This is a genomic window from Gordonia sp. YY1 (assembly GCF_009872315.1).
Classification (GTDB): domain Bacteria; phylum Actinomycetota; class Actinomycetes; order Mycobacteriales; family Mycobacteriaceae; genus Gordonia; species Gordonia amicalis.
Genome location: NZ_WXYI01000003.1, coordinates 378,511 through 394,186 on the forward strand (window position 1 = coordinate 378,511; position 15,676 = coordinate 394,186).

14 protein-coding genes and 1 pseudogene are annotated in these 15,676 nt (G+C 65.1%); 5 read left to right on the forward strand and 10 right to left on the reverse strand.

The genetic code is table 11. The features are described from left to right. Positions 1-23 precede the first annotated feature (23 nt). From BPODLACK_RS06885 to BPODLACK_RS06895, 3 genes are all read left to right on the forward strand, one after another. Entirely contained in the window at positions 24-923 is a 900-nt protein-coding gene (locus BPODLACK_RS06885; protein WP_159404961.1) for an amidohydrolase family protein, read from the forward strand. Further along, a complete protein-coding gene (locus tag BPODLACK_RS23770) occupies positions 868-1,266 on the forward strand; it encodes an SDR family oxidoreductase (RefSeq protein WP_159404962.1) in 399 nt (132 codons plus the stop codon). The genes BPODLACK_RS06885 and BPODLACK_RS23770 overlap by 56 nt, the downstream gene beginning before the upstream one ends. Positions 1,267-1,405: 139 nt before the next feature. After that, on the forward strand, positions 1,406-2,212 hold the full coding sequence (locus tag BPODLACK_RS06895) for a FadR/GntR family transcriptional regulator (protein ID WP_096274612.1): 807 nt from the start codon (positions 1,406-1,408) through the stop codon (positions 2,210-2,212). Positions 2,213-2,216: 4 nt separating this feature from the next. Here BPODLACK_RS06895 and BPODLACK_RS06900 read toward each other — a convergent pair whose 3' ends face one another. The 6 genes from BPODLACK_RS06900 to BPODLACK_RS06925 form a co-directional block, all read right to left on the reverse strand. After that, on the reverse strand, positions 2,217-2,963 hold the full coding sequence (locus tag BPODLACK_RS06900; protein WP_096274613.1) for an amino acid ABC transporter ATP-binding protein: 747 nt from the start codon (positions 2,961-2,963) through the stop codon (positions 2,217-2,219). A 3-nt stretch (positions 2,964-2,966) separates the two neighbouring features. After that, positions 2,967-4,793, reverse strand: coding sequence for an ABC transporter substrate-binding protein/permease (locus BPODLACK_RS06905; protein WP_096275009.1), 1,827 nt, complete (start codon positions 4,791-4,793; stop codon positions 2,967-2,969). Positions 4,794-4,968: 175 nt separating this feature from the next. Continuing rightward, positions 4,969-5,505, reverse strand: coding sequence for a hypothetical protein (locus BPODLACK_RS06910; protein ID WP_232513016.1), 537 nt, complete (start codon positions 5,503-5,505; stop codon positions 4,969-4,971). 220 nt (positions 5,506-5,725) lie between these two features. Next, positions 5,726-8,125 (reverse strand): TPR repeat region-containing protein, encoded by a 2,400-nt coding sequence (locus BPODLACK_RS06915; RefSeq protein ID WP_096275010.1) that lies wholly within the window; start codon positions 8,123-8,125, stop codon positions 5,726-5,728. A gap of 515 nt (positions 8,126-8,640) precedes the next feature. Next, on the reverse strand, positions 8,641-8,910 hold the full coding sequence (locus tag BPODLACK_RS06920; protein ID WP_024497587.1) for a DUF2277 domain-containing protein: 270 nt from the start codon (positions 8,908-8,910) through the stop codon (positions 8,641-8,643). Between the two features lie 54 nt (positions 8,911-8,964). Beyond that, entirely contained in the window at positions 8,965-9,939 is a 975-nt protein-coding gene (locus BPODLACK_RS06925) for an NADPH:quinone oxidoreductase family protein (RefSeq protein WP_159404963.1), read from the reverse strand. A 49-nt stretch (positions 9,940-9,988) separates the two neighbouring features. Between BPODLACK_RS06925 and BPODLACK_RS06930 the strand changes: the two genes are divergently transcribed. Continuing rightward, positions 9,989-10,681: a class I SAM-dependent methyltransferase gene (locus BPODLACK_RS06930; RefSeq protein WP_159404964.1), complete on the forward strand. Its 693-nt coding sequence runs from the start codon at positions 9,989-9,991 to the stop codon at positions 10,679-10,681. Positions 10,682-10,804: 123 nt separating this feature from the next. Here BPODLACK_RS06930 and BPODLACK_RS06935 read toward each other — a convergent pair whose 3' ends face one another. From BPODLACK_RS06935 to BPODLACK_RS06945, 3 genes and pseudogenes are all read right to left on the reverse strand, one after another. Further along, positions 10,805-11,572, reverse strand: coding sequence for an SDR family NAD(P)-dependent oxidoreductase (locus tag BPODLACK_RS06935; protein ID WP_159404965.1), 768 nt, complete (start codon positions 11,570-11,572; stop codon positions 10,805-10,807). Continuing rightward, positions 11,569-12,511, reverse strand: a pseudogene (locus tag BPODLACK_RS06940) (alpha/beta hydrolase). Before BPODLACK_RS06940 ends, BPODLACK_RS06935 begins: the two are co-directional and overlap by 4 nt. After that, on the reverse strand, positions 12,508-13,899 hold the full coding sequence (locus BPODLACK_RS06945; RefSeq protein ID WP_159404966.1) for a flavin-containing monooxygenase: 1,392 nt from the start codon (positions 13,897-13,899) through the stop codon (positions 12,508-12,510). The pseudogene BPODLACK_RS06940 and the gene BPODLACK_RS06945 overlap by 4 nt, the downstream one beginning before the upstream one ends. 187 nt (positions 13,900-14,086) lie before the next feature. Between BPODLACK_RS06945 and BPODLACK_RS06950 the strand changes: the two genes are divergently transcribed. Continuing rightward, a complete protein-coding gene (locus BPODLACK_RS06950; RefSeq protein WP_159404967.1) occupies positions 14,087-14,689 on the forward strand; it encodes a TetR/AcrR family transcriptional regulator in 603 nt (200 codons plus the stop codon). Positions 14,690-14,696: 7 nt separating this feature from the next. Here the strand turns inward: BPODLACK_RS06950 and BPODLACK_RS06955 are convergent, their stop codons facing one another. Continuing rightward, positions 14,697-15,554 carry an LLM class F420-dependent oxidoreductase gene (locus tag BPODLACK_RS06955; protein ID WP_159404968.1) on the reverse strand — a complete coding sequence of 286 codons (858 nt, stop codon included), beginning with the start codon at positions 15,552-15,554 and terminating at the stop codon, positions 14,697-14,699. Positions 15,555-15,676 lie beyond the last annotated feature (122 nt).

The following is a 15,676-nucleotide window of genomic DNA, read 5'->3' on the forward strand; positions in this document are numbered from 1 at the left end:
ACAGCCCGAGACCTGAGGGCCCTGTGCCGTTCAGCTCCCACGAGGCGGATCGGGTGCGCGCGGTCTGGCAGGACCTCCACCTGCCGGGCATCGTCGACGTCCACACCCACTTCATGCCGCGTCCGGTCATGGACAAGGTGTGGTCGTACTTCGACTCCGCGGGGCCGCTGGTCGGGCGGGAGTGGCCGATCACCTACCGTGCCGAGGAGGACGTCCGGGTGTCGACGCTGCGCGAATTCGGTATCCGCGCCTACTCGTCGCTGGTCTACCCGCACAAGCCGAACATGGCGGAGTGGCTGAACGGCTGGGCCAACGACTTCGCCGCCAACCACGAGGACTGCCTGCACACCGCGACGTTCTACCCGGAGGAATCGGCCACCACCTACGTCTCTCGCGCGATCCAGGCGGGAACGCAGGTCTTCAAGAGCCACATCCAGGTCGGCGACTACTCCCCCATGGATTCCCTGCTCGACGGAGTCTGGTCGCAGATCGCCGACTCCCAGGTGCCGGTGATCATCCACTGCGGCTCGGGTCCCGCACCCGGCCGGCACACCGGGCCGGAGCCCATTCGCGCTCTACTGCATCGGTTCCCGTCGTTGCCGCTGATCATCGCGCACATGGGCATGCCCGAATACGCGGCCTTCCTCGACCTCGCGGGCGAGTACCCCAACGTGCACCTGGACACCACGATGGCGTTCACCGACTTCGCCGAGGAGGACGCCCCGTTCCCCGCGGACCTTCGGTCGCGTCTCGTCGACGCCGGGGACAGGATTCTGTTCGGCAGCGACTTCCCCAACATCCCCTACGGTTACACGCACGCCCTCGAAGCCGTCACCGGCCTGGGGTTCGACGACGACTGGCGGCGCAATGTGTTGTACCGCAACGCCGCTCGGCTGTTCGGGCTCGATCGGCCCAGCGAATGACGATGTCGGTGTCCGCGCCACGGAGCACGGACACCGACATCGCAGAGATCCACCACGGGGGCCGGCGGATCCCGACCCGGGCGAACTCGGCATCACATGCAACACGCTGTGTTCCGGATACGTGGAGATCCCGACGCGGGTTCCGACGCAGTCGTCGTCGGCAGGAAAGGCCAACACGGGCCGCTACTCGAATCCTCAGCAGAATTACAAGGACCTGACAAGGACGGGCCGACATGCGACCCTGGACGAGGTCACGCACGCCGCTGTGAGCCTCCTGGGCGAGCACAGTGGCGCGATCACCGGAACCACCCTCAACGTCGACGGTGGATCGTCCCCGTACTGAACCCGCCGCGTCGAGCGCCGGTTTCGTTCACACGTACGAAATTCCGAAGTCGGACACCGTTCACCAGTAGTGTGCAATCCGACTGCGAATCCAGCCAGCGGCTCGCGGACCGCCGCCACCGAATGAGAAAAGGTCGACGATGACACGCGAACTGACCCGCACGGGTCTCCCGATCATCTACAACCCCGGAGAGATGCGATCGTCTTCGGAGAAGAATGGCGAGACCACGCGTGCCCCCAAGGCATCGGAGACCACCGCCGCGTCGATCGTCTCCGACATCGTCAGCCTGGGGCTGCGGCGCGGCGACCGTCTCCCGGCCGAGAGCGACATGCTCGCCAACTACTCGGTCAGCCGCGAGACCCTCCGTGAGGCGCTTCGCATCCTCGAGGTCCAGGGGCTGATCACGCTCAAGCGCGGCCCCGGTGGGGGTCCGTTCGTGAGCGCGCTCAACGCGTCCTACCTCGCGCGCACCGCCACGCTGTATTTCCATCTCGCCGGCGCGACCTACGACGAGGTCTTCGACACCTGGGAGATCCTGGAACCGCAACTGTCCGCCAAGGTCGCCCGGATCGAGGATCGGAAGCTGAAGGAGGCCGCCTTCGCGCGGTTCCTCGACTACGACGTCGAGGAACACGAGGAGAGCGAGATCTTCAGCGATCTCAACAACTTTCACGCCGTCATCGCCGAACTCAGCGGCAATCGCGTCCTCACGCTGCTCACGCAGGCGATCGACCACATCGTCGTCGAGCACGTCCTCGAGGCCGGCCGCGACACCATCGCCGAGGACGATGCGATGAGCCACGACCACGCCGACATCGCCAAGGCGATCATCGCGGGCCGTCCTCGTAAGGCGGAGACGCTGATGCACGATCACATCAGCGAGGTCGTCCAACGGTTCCGGGACCGTCACCCGGAACGGTCCGACGAACTCGTGCAGTGGATGTGAGCTGCTACAGGACCTGAGACAGGAACGTACGCAGTCGTTCCGACTTCGCGTCGTCGAAGATCTCGCCGGGCTCACCGGTTTCCACCACGACGCCGTGATCCATGAACAGCACGTTGTCACTCACATTGCGCGCGAAGCCCATCTCGTGGGTGACGACGACCATCGTCATGCCCTCGGATGCGAGGTCGGCCATGAGTGCGAGCACACCCTTGACGAGTTCGGGATCGAGAGCCGAGGTCGCCTCGTCGAAGAACATCACCTCCGGTGTCATCGCGAGTGCACGCGCGATGGCCACACGCTGTTGCTGACCGCCCGACAGGCGTGCGGGTCGCACGTCGGCCTTCTCGGTCAGGCCGACGATCTCCAGTTGCTTCAGCGCGACGTCGCGTGCCTCGTCTTTGCTCAGCCCCTTGAGTTTCCGCGGTCCGAACGCGACGTTCTCGACCACCGTCTTGTGCGGGAACAGGTTGAAGTGCTGGAACACCATGCCGATTCGGCGGCGCAGTTCGTCCGGGTTGTCCTGGAGCACCGACCGGCCGTCGAGCAGGATGTCCCCCTGGTCGGGTTCGTGCAGGCGGTTCAGTACCCGCAGGAGCGTCGACTTGCCCGATCCCGAGGGGCCGATGACGGTGGTCGTCGTACCCGCGTCGACCTGGATGTCGACGCCGCGCAGCACGTGATGTTTGGCGAAGGACAGGTGCAGGTCGGTACCGGTCAGCGACACAGCTTTTCGTGTGGTGGTGGCAGGCATGGCCTATCCCTTCTCGACGACGGTGACGGGCAACGGATCATCGTGGACATCGGCCGGCCTACCGGTACGGAGGCGACGGTCGATGTAGTTGACCAGGTGCGTCAGCGGGATGGTGAGGATGAGGTACATGATGCCCGCGGCGACCAGCGGAGACAGGTTTCCGGTCTGCGCGTTGAGGTCTCGGCCGACGGCGAACAGTTCGCGCTGGCTGGCGAGCAGTCCGAGGAAGTAGACCAGGGAGCTGTCCTTGATGAGGCTGATGAACTGGTTCATCAGTGCGGGCAGCACGCGCCGGACGCCCTGTGGGATCACCACCAGCCGCATCGACTGCCGATAGCTGAAGCCGATCGCACGCGACGCCTCGAGCTGACCGTCGTCGACGCTCTGGATACCGGATCGGAAGATCTCGCCGATGTAGGCGGCCGCGAGCAGTGCCAACGCGACGGCGCCCAGCCAGTACGGGTTGTTTCCGGTGAGGCCCTTGACCACCGGGCCCACGCCCAGGCCGACGATGAGGATGACGACGACGGCCGGCAGACCGCGGAAGATGTCCGTGTAGACACGTGCGGGCCAACGCAACCAGCGCGACCGGGAGATGCCGCAGACCGCGAGGATCATCCCCAGGATGGTGCCCAGCACACCGGAGACCACGGAGAGGATCAGCGTGTTGACCAGGCCGGTCTTGATCAGTTCGGGGAACGACTTCTCGTAGAGCTCCCAGTTGAAGAAGGTGTCACCGAGCTGTTCGAGCGTGCTCTTGGGCGTGGTGGCTTCGGTCGGGCCGGCGTTCTCGGCGTTCTCGGCGGCGATCGCGGCGATGTCGGGGAGTTCGGGTTCGGGTGCGGCTTTGCTGCCCGGCTTCCAGCCTTCGGGGAGTTCGCGCGGCACCCAGTCGACGTAGAGCTTGGCGTAGGTGCCGTCGGCGATGATGGCATCGAGCCCGGAGTTCAGGGCCTCGACCAGCTTGGGCTTGTTCTTGCCGACCGCCCACGCGACGAAGTTGTTGACGCTGAAGGTGTTCTCCACGATGGCGGTGCCGTCGCCCTCGCGTACCGCGCCTTCCGCCTGTTGCGACGGCGCGACCCACGCGTCGACCTGACCGCTCTTGAGATTGGCGTAAGCCGTTGCGTAGTCGGGGAACTTGACCGGGTCGAGGCCGAGCGTGTTGACGACGTAGTCGTCCTGCACGGTGCCCTGGACGACGGCGATACGGGTGGAGTCCGACAGGTCGCCGAATCCCTTGATGGGACCGCCCTCGGGGGCGACGAGCGAGAAGTAGCCGAAGTCGTAGCCGTTGGTGAAGTCGACGGTCTTGCGACGGTCGTCGGTGGTCGTGATCGACGACGACCCGACGTCGAACCGGTTGTTGGCGACCTGCGAAAGCAGACCGGCGAACTCGGTGCCGTTGAACTCGATCTGCAGACCCAGCTTCGCGGCGATGGCCTTGAGGAGTTCGTTGTCGAAGCCGGTGAAGTTGCCGGCGCTGTTGACACAGATGCTGGGTCCGGCGTCGGACAAGGTGCCGACGGAGATCTTGCCCGGCGCAAGCAGTTCGAGCGAGCCGATGTCGATCTGGTCGATCGGCGTGGTGTTCGGGGTGGTGTATTTGTCCTCACCGCCCTGTTCCGCGGCGGCCAGGTTGACCGGCGCAGCCGACGCCGACGCAAGCCCGGCCGGGCTACAGCTGTCGTCGGGGGCTGCCTGGGCATGCGGCGCGGGTCCGCCGAGGATCGTCAGCATGCCGACGATGGCGGCGGTCAGCGCCAGCGCGAGGATTCGAACCACGCGCGGAGCGGCTCGATGAGCGCGGGGAGATCGGTGGTTGGACACCACTCGGACCCTAGCCCGACCCCGCGGTCACGTCCCAAATTTTTGCTCACCGGTGAGCGTAACCCCACTGAACTGGGGTTTTATCTCCGAGCCGCCGGGGCAGGTGGCACGGATCAGCAACAGGTTTCGCTGAGCGAAACCTACTGCTGACTCACCCGCTGCGCGTTCGCGCGTCTCAGACTCCGGCGCCCGACCAGCCCGGGAACGACGGGCCGGGAGACGTCAGGTCTCCCATGTCACCGCAGATACTCGGGTCGGGCATCGGTTCCCGCCCCCACTTGTCAGGCCCCGACCCCCGTGGCGCCCACGAATCCGTGTACTCCGACACCCACCAATCTCCGAATACGTCATAGCCGGGAAACAGGCTGGGACCGGGCCGGGTTTCGGGCGGCGACTCGCCCTCACGATGGAACGTCAGACGGTCGACCGCCACGAACCTGTCGCGGGCATCGGGGACATTCTCCGAATCGAAATAGGGCGGAAAACTCGCTTCTTCGGTGCTCACCTGCCCGGATGTGCACACAAGCGCGACAGCAGAGTTGTCGCCGAGGTCACGAACGTCGGCAATCTTATAGATCTCATCCACCGTCTGGTAGTCGTTGCTGCCCAGAGGCGGCATCCAATCCTTGCGCCCAGGAATCGCGTCTTTGATGCCTGGAAACTCACCGTCAACATCCCAGTCGAAGAGTAGTAGGGTTTCTCCTTCGATCACCCCACGAATGAACGTCCCCGTCGGGGATGACAGGTCGACAGCACCGTCCTCACGCCAGCGCATTCTCCACTGCAAACGGTCTGCTGCCCGCGCTTCCGAGGGGGACATAGATCGGACCGAACCGGACGCGGTATTGCCCGAAGAGCCCGAGGATGAGGATGTACCGATGTCGCTGCAGGCAGTCACGAGCCCAAGGCACAGCAATGCTACTGCGACAACGTCAGCGCGGCGCACGGTCCACTACCTCCATGGACTGGTCGGAATCGTTAATGGTCGGATCTTCGAGTGATTCACCGAAGTGGTCGTTGTATTCGAAACGAGTACTTTCCGCGCCAATTTCCTTCGAGAACCTCGTGAATTCTCGACCGTTGGCCTCAACCTTTTCCAGGTCGATAGACCCGTCTGGCTTCACAAATGTTATCGAAGCACCGTCGCGAGCTATCCACGCCTTGCCCCAGAGGTCTGGTCGATCCTCGAGGTAGCCAGACGTCACCTGTACCACGCGGTCTTGGCCGGCGGTCAATTTGTCGAGGCTGGTTCCCAGGTTCTCAAGCTCTGTCTTCCATGCAGCTTCGTTGTCCTGCGGATCGGCAGTCGGCAATGAAATCTCATCCATCTTCACGAGTGGCACGGCCAGGCCGGCGACCTCGGAAAGCCCAGGCACTTTCAACCCGCCAGCAGCCAAAAGCCCTCCGGCCGAGTCGATCAGGAAGGACTTCTCGTTGTACTCCCGCAATCTCTCCCACTGGTCGTTGTCGGCGAGGGTTGAGAGCGCGTTGGTCAACCCGTCGTCCATTGACCTGTGTATTTTGGCAGCGGCAGTGGCGAGCTCCGAGTTGTCCGGGTCGCTGCCGTACTCGTGCGCGAGGAAGTTCTCCCAGTGCACGGCTGCGCTCAACGCAACTCGACCCGCACCGGGATCCGTGGAGAGCACCCCGATGAGTTTCGAGAACTCCACCGCGTCTTCGAGCGGAGCGGCTGTGTGGTTGACCAACACCCCATCCGGAGCACCGGCGAAGTTACCGAAATACGGCGCGAGGTTCTTGGCAAGTACCTGCGACAGCAGGGCATTCCGGTCACCGAAGGTTTCGTACTTGTTGTTTCCTGCTGAGTCTCGTTCGACGACCAGCGAATCGAGTTCGTTCTCGTGTTCGATCAGAATGCGCGCCAATGCATCGGCGGCCCTACCACCGAGCTGTCCCTCGTACCCCTCGGATGGTGCCGCCGCCCCGATCCAATCGAAAAGATCTCTGCCGCCCGACAAGTCACCTTCCGCACCGAGTTTGGCACCGTCGACAGACCACCGTTCAGAAAGGATGTTCAGCACGTGCGCGTCGGCGTCGTACTTATGCCCTTCAGCAACTGTCACGCTCATCCGCTCCCCGGTCAGGAAATCTGTGACGGCTTGCCGGTCGTGACTCGAGTTGGTGAGCATCGAGCTCGCGAGCTTTCGAACGTCCTCGACGCGCTGATTCTCGTCGTACAGACCAAAGAGCTTGTCGTCGCCGTCCGGTAGAGCTCCGACGATCTCAGAGGACTGCTTGAGCATCCCGCGGTCGACGTCGGTGCCCAACTGCAGACCACGGTCGGTCCGGTCACTCAAGATTGTGTTGAGTGCCTTGAAGTCCTCGAGACGCGGCACCCCCGCGAAGGAGTAGGGGAATCCGGTCGACGTTCCTGCTGTCGTGTGCTTTATCGGATTCTCGCGTAGCAGCGACACAACCGAGCCAGGCAAACGGTCCAGGCCGCCAGTCGAGCCCGCTTTCGTGTGCACATTGGGACTCGACATGATGCGGAACGCGTCTCCGAGCAGACCGGGCGCGGCGTTGTGAACTTTGAGGAGGTCGTCCATGTTCGCCGTCTCGAGCTCGGTCATGATATTGCTCAAATAGTTGTACTGCCCCTGGGAGATCTCCGTGACTTGCCCTTCGCGGAGCGCTTCAAGCTGGCCGGGACTCAGGCATGTCGCTCGCCTCAGACGCTCTCGGCCCGCCGGCGACAGCTTGCCATCCTTGAGTGCCTGCAGGTCTATCTCGGACTGGCGGATGCTGAGTCCCGCTGTGACGGGTGTTAGCGTCCTGATGAGTTCTTCTGCTTCGCTGATCGCGCGCTTCGTGTCCACGTCAGCCGTGTGCAGCTCCTGCGCAAGCCTCTGCAGCCGGATGGTCTCGTTGGTCGCTTCCTCACCCCGGATGCGGCGAGCTTCGGCTATCTCGGACAGCGCGGTGGAGTCGCCCTCGTTGCGCTTCTCTTCGGAGGCGTAGTCGCGCAGATCACGAACGGTCCAATCATCTTCGACTGAGAACAGGTCGTTCTCGAGATTGGACGCTGAGGTGTTGAGGTTCGCGACCATCGGGGCCATCCGACTGCTGCCAGACGTGAACGCTTCGCCGAGTTCCTCGACTGCGTCCGCAACCCGGGTCATCTGCGTTTTCTCCCAGTCCGCGCGGGTCACCGCTCCGTCACGCGCGACCCCTTTCCAATCGAGGCCTGTTACCTTCGCGTGGAGTTCCCCGGCTTTCCTCTCGATCGCGGCCGACACCGGAACCAATGCGGACGCGGCATGAGCGAGAATCTCGGGGTGCGCGTCGCGGACAATACTTCGAGTCTTTGCCGCCATCACTCAGGACGATGGATGAGTTCGCCAAGAGACTCCAGTAGCCGAGCGGCGACGTAGTCGGCATTGACCACCGCGCTCGAGGCAGATTTCAGAGCATCACCGAACTGCTCGTGTCGACCCGCAATTGTTGTCAGAGCCTGCCTCACCGACCCGTCGAGGCCATCCGTGGCTGATGCGGTCTCGAAACCCGCCAGCGAGTTACGGATAGCTCCGAACGTCGGCGACTCGATCCGCCGAATCGACGTCCCGTACGAATGCAAGTGCCTCGCTGCGTCCGCGAGACTGCTCGGGTTCACCTCTACAGGCTTCGGTGTCACTCGTCCCCCACCCAATCGCATGGCCACGAGGTGGCCACGATCAGCACAAATGTCTTCGCGATCCTAACCCTGCCAAGACAGGGGTGCACTCAGGTACTCCACAATGCCGATCGCGGCCGTCAGGAACCGCTTCCGACTCGGAGCCCACACAGTCAGCAATAGGTTTCGCTCAGCGATACCTATTGCTGATCGAAGCGACTACCCCCGCGCGGCGATTCGCGCCTGGACCTCGGGGCGTCGAAGCGGCGGGACCGTCTTGGGCGGCTGGCGACGCTCGGGAAGGGCGTCGAGCAGGGTGCGGGTCGCCGCCGTGACGGCGACGACCGCGGCCTCGAAGGCCTCGACGTTGGCCGGCGACGGGTGCCGAACGCCGCTCACCTTCCGTACATACTGTCGCGCCGCCGCCTCGACCTCGTCGGCCGTGGCGGGCGGTTCCAGTCCGCGGAGTTCGGTGATGTTGCGGCACATGGCGGTTCCCTTCGCAGGTGGCATCTCCTGCGGTCGTCGCCGGCCGGACCGGTCTCAGTCACCGATCTTGACGACCGCCTTACCCAGGATCCGCCCTTCGGCGAGATCGGTCAACGCCTCGGGCAGCTGATCGAGCGAGTAGGTGACGTTGACCTGCGGGGTCATGCCGTCGGCGATCATCTGAGTGAGTTCCTCGTGCAGCTTCGCCGGGAGGTTCAGCTCGGGATGGGTGCGCACGTACTCGCCCCAGGCCGCGCCGACGACGGCGATGTTGCGGAAGAGCACGCGGTTGAGCTTGACCGTCGGGATCCCGCCCGCGGCGAAACCGACCACGACGTAGCGACCGTCGGGGGCGACCTGGCGCAGCGCCTCGTCGAAGACCTCACCGCCGGACGGATCGATCATGACGTCGACACCTTTGGGTGCGACCTCCTTGAGCTTGTCGCCCCAGCCCTCTTCGAGCTGCACGATCTCGTCGGCGCCCGCACTGCGCAGCAGTTCCTCGGCACCCTTGCGGTGCACGATGGCGACGACCTTCGCACCCATGGCCTTGGCGACCATGATCGACGCGGTGCCGACGCCGCCGGCGGCACCCAGCACGCCGACGACCTCACCGGGCTGGGTGTGCGCGCGGGTCTTCAGCGCGAACAGCGCGGTCTGGTAGTTGATGCCCATCGCGGAACCCTGCTCGAAGCTGAGTCCCTCGGGCAGGGGCAGCAGCTGTTCCGGCGCGGCCGCGACCTGCTCGGCGAAACCGCCGACGATCGACGCGACGAGGACCTTGTCCCCCACCTTCACCGACGATCCCTCGGGCGCCGACCGCACCACTCCCGCGACCTCGGTCCCCGGGGTGAACGGGGTGGGCACGCGGAGCTGGTACTTGCCCTGGCTCATCAGGAGGTCCGGGAAACACACACCGCACGACTTGACGTCGACGACGACCTGGCCGTCGGCGGGAGTGGGGTCGGGGACGTCGGTCAACTCGAGTCCGGAGGGGCCTGTCTCTGCGCTGAGTACCTGAGCTTTCATATCGCTCACCCTACGCGGCGCCCCTCACACACCCGATAGGATCTGTGCCATGTCACAGTCCACGGCGCCGTCGCCGAACGCACCGTCCCCCGAACGTCGCCGAGTCGCCGACGAGGCGCCGGGCTTCATGCCGCTCGACGAGGCACAGACGCTGTTCGAGATCGCCGGAGAGTATCTGTCACAACCGGATTCGACGAAGGTCGGCATCGAGATCGGCACCTATTGCGGAAAGTCCACGGTCTTCCTCGGTTCCGCCGCCGAGGCGAATGACGCAGTCATCGTCACCGTCGACCATCACCGCGGTTCCGAAGAACACCAACCAGGTTGGGAGTACCACGACGAATCCCTCGTGGACCCGCACACCGGAACGCTCGACACCTCGGCGCGCTTCCGCCGCACCATGTTCGACGCCGGGCTCGAGAAGACCGTCGTCGGACTCCTCGCACCGTCGACCGTCGCCGCCCGGATCTGGGGCAAGCCCGCCGACTTCGTGTTCATCGACGGCGGCCACAGCATGGAGGCCGCCCAGAACGACCTCGACGGCTGGGCCCCGTGGGTGCGTATCGGCGGGGCCCTCCTGATCCACGACGTCTTCCCCGATCCCGCCGACGGCGGACGCCCGCCCTACGAGATCTACTGCCAGGCCCTGGAAACCGGTCAGTTCACCGAGGTCCGGGCCGAAGGCTCGCTGCGCGTGCTACGACGCGACTCCGGCGTCGTCGGCGCACCGCTGGCCGGCTAGCGCCTTCCCGCGTAAGGATTTCCCTCCCGAGCGACCAGTTCCCTGCCGCTGATCGAGTCCGATCAGCGGCAGGGAAACGGTGCCGCGCGAAGATCGATTACCGAAAACAGTTGCGGCCTCCGGCTATTGGGACTCGTACTGTTCCAGCATCGCCCGCGCCTTGCCGAGGACGTCGGGATACCGCTTCAGGTGGGCGCCACCGTTGACGTCGAAGGCAGCCCCGGTGATCCACCGCGCCTTGTCGGAGGCGAGAAAGACGACGGTGTCGGCGATCTCGGCTGGTTCGCCGCTGCGTCCGAGCGGGGTGTTCTCGATGTACTCCTCGGTGAGTCCGGGGACGAATCCGATTCCCTCGGTCAGCGGCGTCGACACCAGACCCGGCGACACGGCATTGACCCGTATCCCCCGGTCCGCCAGTTCCAGGGCAGCGACCTCGACGAGCATCAGGACCCCCGCCTTCGACGCGCAGTACGACCCCATCCCGGCGCCTGGCTGCCGACCGTTGAGCGAGGCGATACAGGTGATCGAGCCGCCGTCGGCGATCCGACGGCCGGCGTGTTTGATCACCAGGAACGTACCGGTGAGGCAGACGTCGAGGGTGTGACGCCAGGCGCTCAAGTCGAGTTCGGTCAGGGTACCCGGATCCGACAGGCCCGCACAGTTCACCACCGTGTCGAACTCCCCGACCGCGTCGAAAGCGGCGACCACCGAGTCTTCGTCGGTGACGTCGAGACGCAACGCACGGACCGTGTCACCCCGCTCGGCGGCGACTCTCTCGGCACGCTCGGCGTCGACATCGGCGACGACGACCTCCACTCCGTCGGCCGCCAGCGCGTCGACCGTCGCCAGCCCGATACCCGACGCCCCGCCGATGACGATCGCGCGCTTCACCGGGCACTCACGGTCTTGTCCGCGAGGTGGCGGGTGAGGAACGAGACCGCATGTCCGACACACGGTTCGAACCAGTCGTTGCCCTCGAAGACGTCGAAGTGATCACACGGATAGTGCCTGACCTCGGCGCGCGCCTTGAAAGCCGTCTTGGCTGCCGCCTGCGGCGGCGCGGCCGAGTCGTAGTCGGCGATCTGGACGAGCACCGGGGCATTGAGGTCGCCGACATGCCTTGTCGGCCCGGAACCCGCCGATCTCCAGACCGACCGACGCGTCGACCTCGTTGCGCCACGACGGTCCGGCAATGGCCAGGTAGCTCTCCAGGAATCCGGGGGCGGTCAGTGCCGCATCGCGGTCACCCGGCTCGCCGACCACGCGCATCATCTTCGGGCCGCGCCCCAGCTTCGACGACACGGCACTCGCCACGGCCGACGCGGTGGAGCGCGCGATGGCCGCACCTCCGACCTGGTCATAGGCCACGCGACCGGCGGCCAGACCGTTGACGAGCGGGATCACCGAGACCACCGCGGCGATGTCGAGACGACCGCTCGCGACCGTCAGCGCATGACCGCCCGATTGCGAAACACCTCAGAGGATCACCCGATTCGGGTCCACACCGGCTTGCTTCTTGGCGGCCACGATCGCGGCCCGGTAGTCGTCGGCCTGGCGTTCCAGCGAGATCTGCTGCCGCGGTTGCCCATCCGAGAGACCGAAACCGCGGTAGTCGAAGGCGAAGACGGCGAGTCCGGCCTCCGAGAATCGCTGTGCGAACGGCGCGAGACCCGAATCCTTGGTGCCCGCGAAACCGTGCGCCATCACGACGACGGGGCGTTTGCCGTCGATCTCGAAAGGCGAGCCCGACGAACCGGCGAAGAACCAGGCGTCGCATTCGGTGCCCGCCGACGGGAAACGGACGGTCTGCGCTCCGGACGGTGCGGTCATGCGGTGGCCTCCGTTCCCGAGACGCTTGCGACAGGAACGTTGTCCGCCACTCCCGCCCAGGTCATCGGCCCCTCTTCCTGCGCGCGGCGTCGGCCGTTGGGGATCTCCTTGGTACGCATGTTGTGTTCGTACGGGTAATGGTCGAGCTGCTGGGTGTGGCGTGCGCTCTGCACCATGTGGCCGGTGAAGAACTGCGTGTCCGCGGCTATCGTCTCCCGCATCTCCGCCACCGATGGTGGGCGATAGTGTCCGGTCGCGTACGCGCCGATGAGGCGCGCCTGGCATTCGACGAACGGGAACAACGTCGGGACCGCCTGTGCGAATCCGGCGAAGACGAGGTCGTCGATACCCGGGTAGAACATCCGCTTGTACAGGTCGATCCGGTTGTCCGGCGCGCTGATGAAGTCGGGGTCGAAGAACGGGAAGGTGATGTTGTAACCCGTTGCGTAGATGATGATGTCGAAGTCGTCGGAGGTGCCGTCGTCGAAGTGGACCGTCGACCCGTCGAGGCGACTGACATTCGGCTTCGCGATGACGTCACCGGAGCCGAGACGCAGCGGCAGCTCCACCGATTGTGTCGGGTGTGCCTCGAAGAACTTGTGATTCGGCGTCGGCAGACCGTAGTCCTCGGGACGTCCGGCGGTGATCGGCTGCATCATCTGGACGAACTTCCGCTGCCACGACATCGGGATGTGGGGGGAGGTCTTGTAGTACTTGTCGGCGGGTTTGCCGCCGAAGTACTTCGGCACGATCCAGGCCCCGGACCGGGTGGACAGCGTCAGCTTGTTGTCCAGCGCCTTCGACGACAGTTCGACCGCGATGTCGGCCGCACTGTTCCCCAAGCCGACGACCAGGATCCGCTTGCCCGAGAAGTCATGTGGCGTCCGCGGATCGATGTAGTGATGTGCGTGCATCTCGATGCCGTCGAACTCGCCCGGGAAGTTCGGGAAACGCGGGTCCCAGTGATGTCCGTCGGCGACGACGAGGAGGTCGAACCGGCGTCGTTCACCGTGCTGGGTCTCCAGCTCCCAGCCGCCGCCGTCGAGCCGGCGTGCATGTTCGACGCCATTGGTGAACTCGATCGAGGGGATGAGGTCGAAGGCCTCTGCATAGGCGTCGAGGTAGGCCTTGATCTGCGTGTGGTGCGGGAAGTCGGGATACTCGTCCGGCATCGGGAAGTCGCGGAAGGACAGCTGGTGCTTGGAGGTGTCGATGTGCAGCGACCGGTAGGCACTGCTGTGACCGTTCGGATTGCCGAACGCCCAGTTGCCGCCGATGCGGTCGGAACTCTCGAAACACGTGTACGGGACGCCGTAGTCGGTGAGCATTTTGCCTGCGGTCAGACCGCTGATCCCGGCGCCGATGATCGCGGTGGTCGGTAAGCGCACGCTTCCCCCTCTGGACAGACATCAGTTCTGGACAAACATCGGGTGTAGACACAATCTGGTTTGTGTCTACACGATGGCCGGGACCGTGTACACAGATTCCGCGAACTGTCTACGGCCTTGTTAGTCTTCGCCGGAGCACACACGCCACAACGAGCAACGCAGACCGCAGAGCAACGCAGGAGAACCCGTGATCGAGACAACCAACCCGTCGGTTCACGACCGCCTGCTCGACGCCACCGCGAAGTTGCTGGCGGACAAAGGTATTCGCGCCACCACGATGCAACAGGTCGCCGAGTCGGCCGGGGTCTCCCGAGCCTGGCTGTACCGGCACTACCCGGACAAACCGTCCATGATCGGCGCCACCATCGTGCGACTGACGGAATCGTTCTGGCGGGACGCACGGACCGCGCTCGACGACATCGGCGATCTCGCCGGTCAGCTGACCGCCGGTGTGCGGATCGGCCGTGGCGCCTACGACGACCCCGGCACCCTCCTGATGCGGCTGCGTACCGAGGAGCCGACAGAGTTCGCCGAATGCGCGGGCGTCGGCGTCGTGAAACTGGTCCCCGACCTCGCCGGCTTCTGGTTCCCCTACGTCGAGGCGGCCGCCGGCCGCGGCGAGATCCATCCCGCGCACGATCTGCACGAGGTCGCCGAATGGGTTGCGCGCGTGTTGATCAGCCTCGGAACCACGCCGAGCGAGACCATCGACATCGACGACGCCGGACAGGTCCGGCGCCACCTCGACCGTTTCGTGATGCCCGGCCTGCGCACCGACCCCGGCGCCTGACGGACCGCTAGACGACCGCCGGTGCGAGCTCGAGTTTGCCGGCCAGCTTGGCCAGGTATCCGCTGGCGCGCTCGACCGAGTCGTCGGGAAGGCCGTACAGCACGGTCGTGACACCGATCTCGCGCCACTTCTCGAGCTTCTCGGCCACCGGCTTGAAGTCGAGGACGACGACCTGCGGGTCGCCGTCCCGGCCGGCGTCGGCCCAGATCCGCTTGAGCAGCGCCACCGAACCCTCGATGTCGTCTTCGCCCGGCGTGGTGATCCAGCCGTCGGCGCTGCGGGCGATCCACTTGAAGTTCTTCTCCGTGCCGGCTCCGCCGACCTGCACCGGAATGTGCGCCTGCGTCGACTTCGGCCACGCCCAACTGGGACCGAACCTGACGAATTCGCCGTCGAACTCGGCTTCCTCCTGCGTCCACAGCGCCCGCATCGCCTCGAGGTACTCGCGCAGCATGGTCCGGCGACGCTTCGGTGGCACGTGGTGGTCTTCGAGCTCGTCGAGGTTCCACCCGAATCCGACGCCAAGGGTCACCCGGCCACCGGAGAGGTGGTCGAGCGTCGCAATGGTCTTGGCGAGGGTGATGGGATCGGACTGCACGGGAAGAGCCACCGCAGTGCCCAGTCGAATCCGCTCGGTCACCGCGGCTGCGGCCGCGAGTGACGTCCACGGGTCGAGGGTTCGCATGTACCGATCGTCGGGCAGGGTCTCGTCACCGGTCTGCGGATGCGCGGCGTCGCGACGAGTGGGGATGTGCCCGTGCTCGGGGACGTAGTACGACGCGAAGCCGGCGTTCTCGATCAGCGGCGCCAAGATGTGCGGCATGAGGCCACGATCACTGGTGAACTGTACGATTCCGAAATCCATGAGGGCCTCCCCGGGCGCCGTTGCTGCGCCCTCATCAGAATCGGACGGTTGACTGGACACCAGTCTAGGTGATGGGCGCCACAGAGGCCAGGGGTTCAGACCCTTCGAGGCTCGTCGCTTGC

Excerpts from the sequence above, each read along its gene's own strand:
- BPODLACK_RS06925 (WP_159404963.1), bottom strand. The coding sequence starts at position 9,939 with ATGAAAGCTCAGGTACTCAGCGCAGAGACAGGCCCCTCCGGACTCGAG.
- BPODLACK_RS06895 (WP_096274612.1), top strand. The coding sequence starts at position 1,406 with ATGACACGCGAACTGACCCGCACGGGTCTCCCGATCATCTACAACCCC.
- BPODLACK_RS06930 (WP_159404964.1), top strand. The coding sequence starts at position 9,989 with ATGTCACAGTCCACGGCGCCGTCGCCGAACGCACCGTCCCCCGAACGT.
- BPODLACK_RS23770 (WP_159404962.1), top strand. The coding sequence starts at position 868 with ATGTGTTGTACCGCAACGCCGCTCGGCTGTTCGGGCTCGATCGGCCCA.
- BPODLACK_RS06915 (WP_096275010.1), bottom strand. The coding sequence starts at position 8,125 with ATGGCGGCAAAGACTCGAAGTATTGTCCGCGACGCGCACCCCGAGATT.
- BPODLACK_RS06955 (WP_159404968.1), bottom strand. The coding sequence starts at position 15,554 with ATGGATTTCGGAATCGTACAGTTCACCAGTGATCGTGGCCTCATGCCG.
- BPODLACK_RS06900 (WP_096274613.1), bottom strand. The coding sequence starts at position 2,963 with ATGCCTGCCACCACCACACGAAAAGCTGTGTCGCTGACCGGTACCGAC.
- BPODLACK_RS06920 (WP_024497587.1), bottom strand. The coding sequence starts at position 8,910 with ATGTGCCGCAACATCACCGAACTCCGCGGACTGGAACCGCCCGCCACG.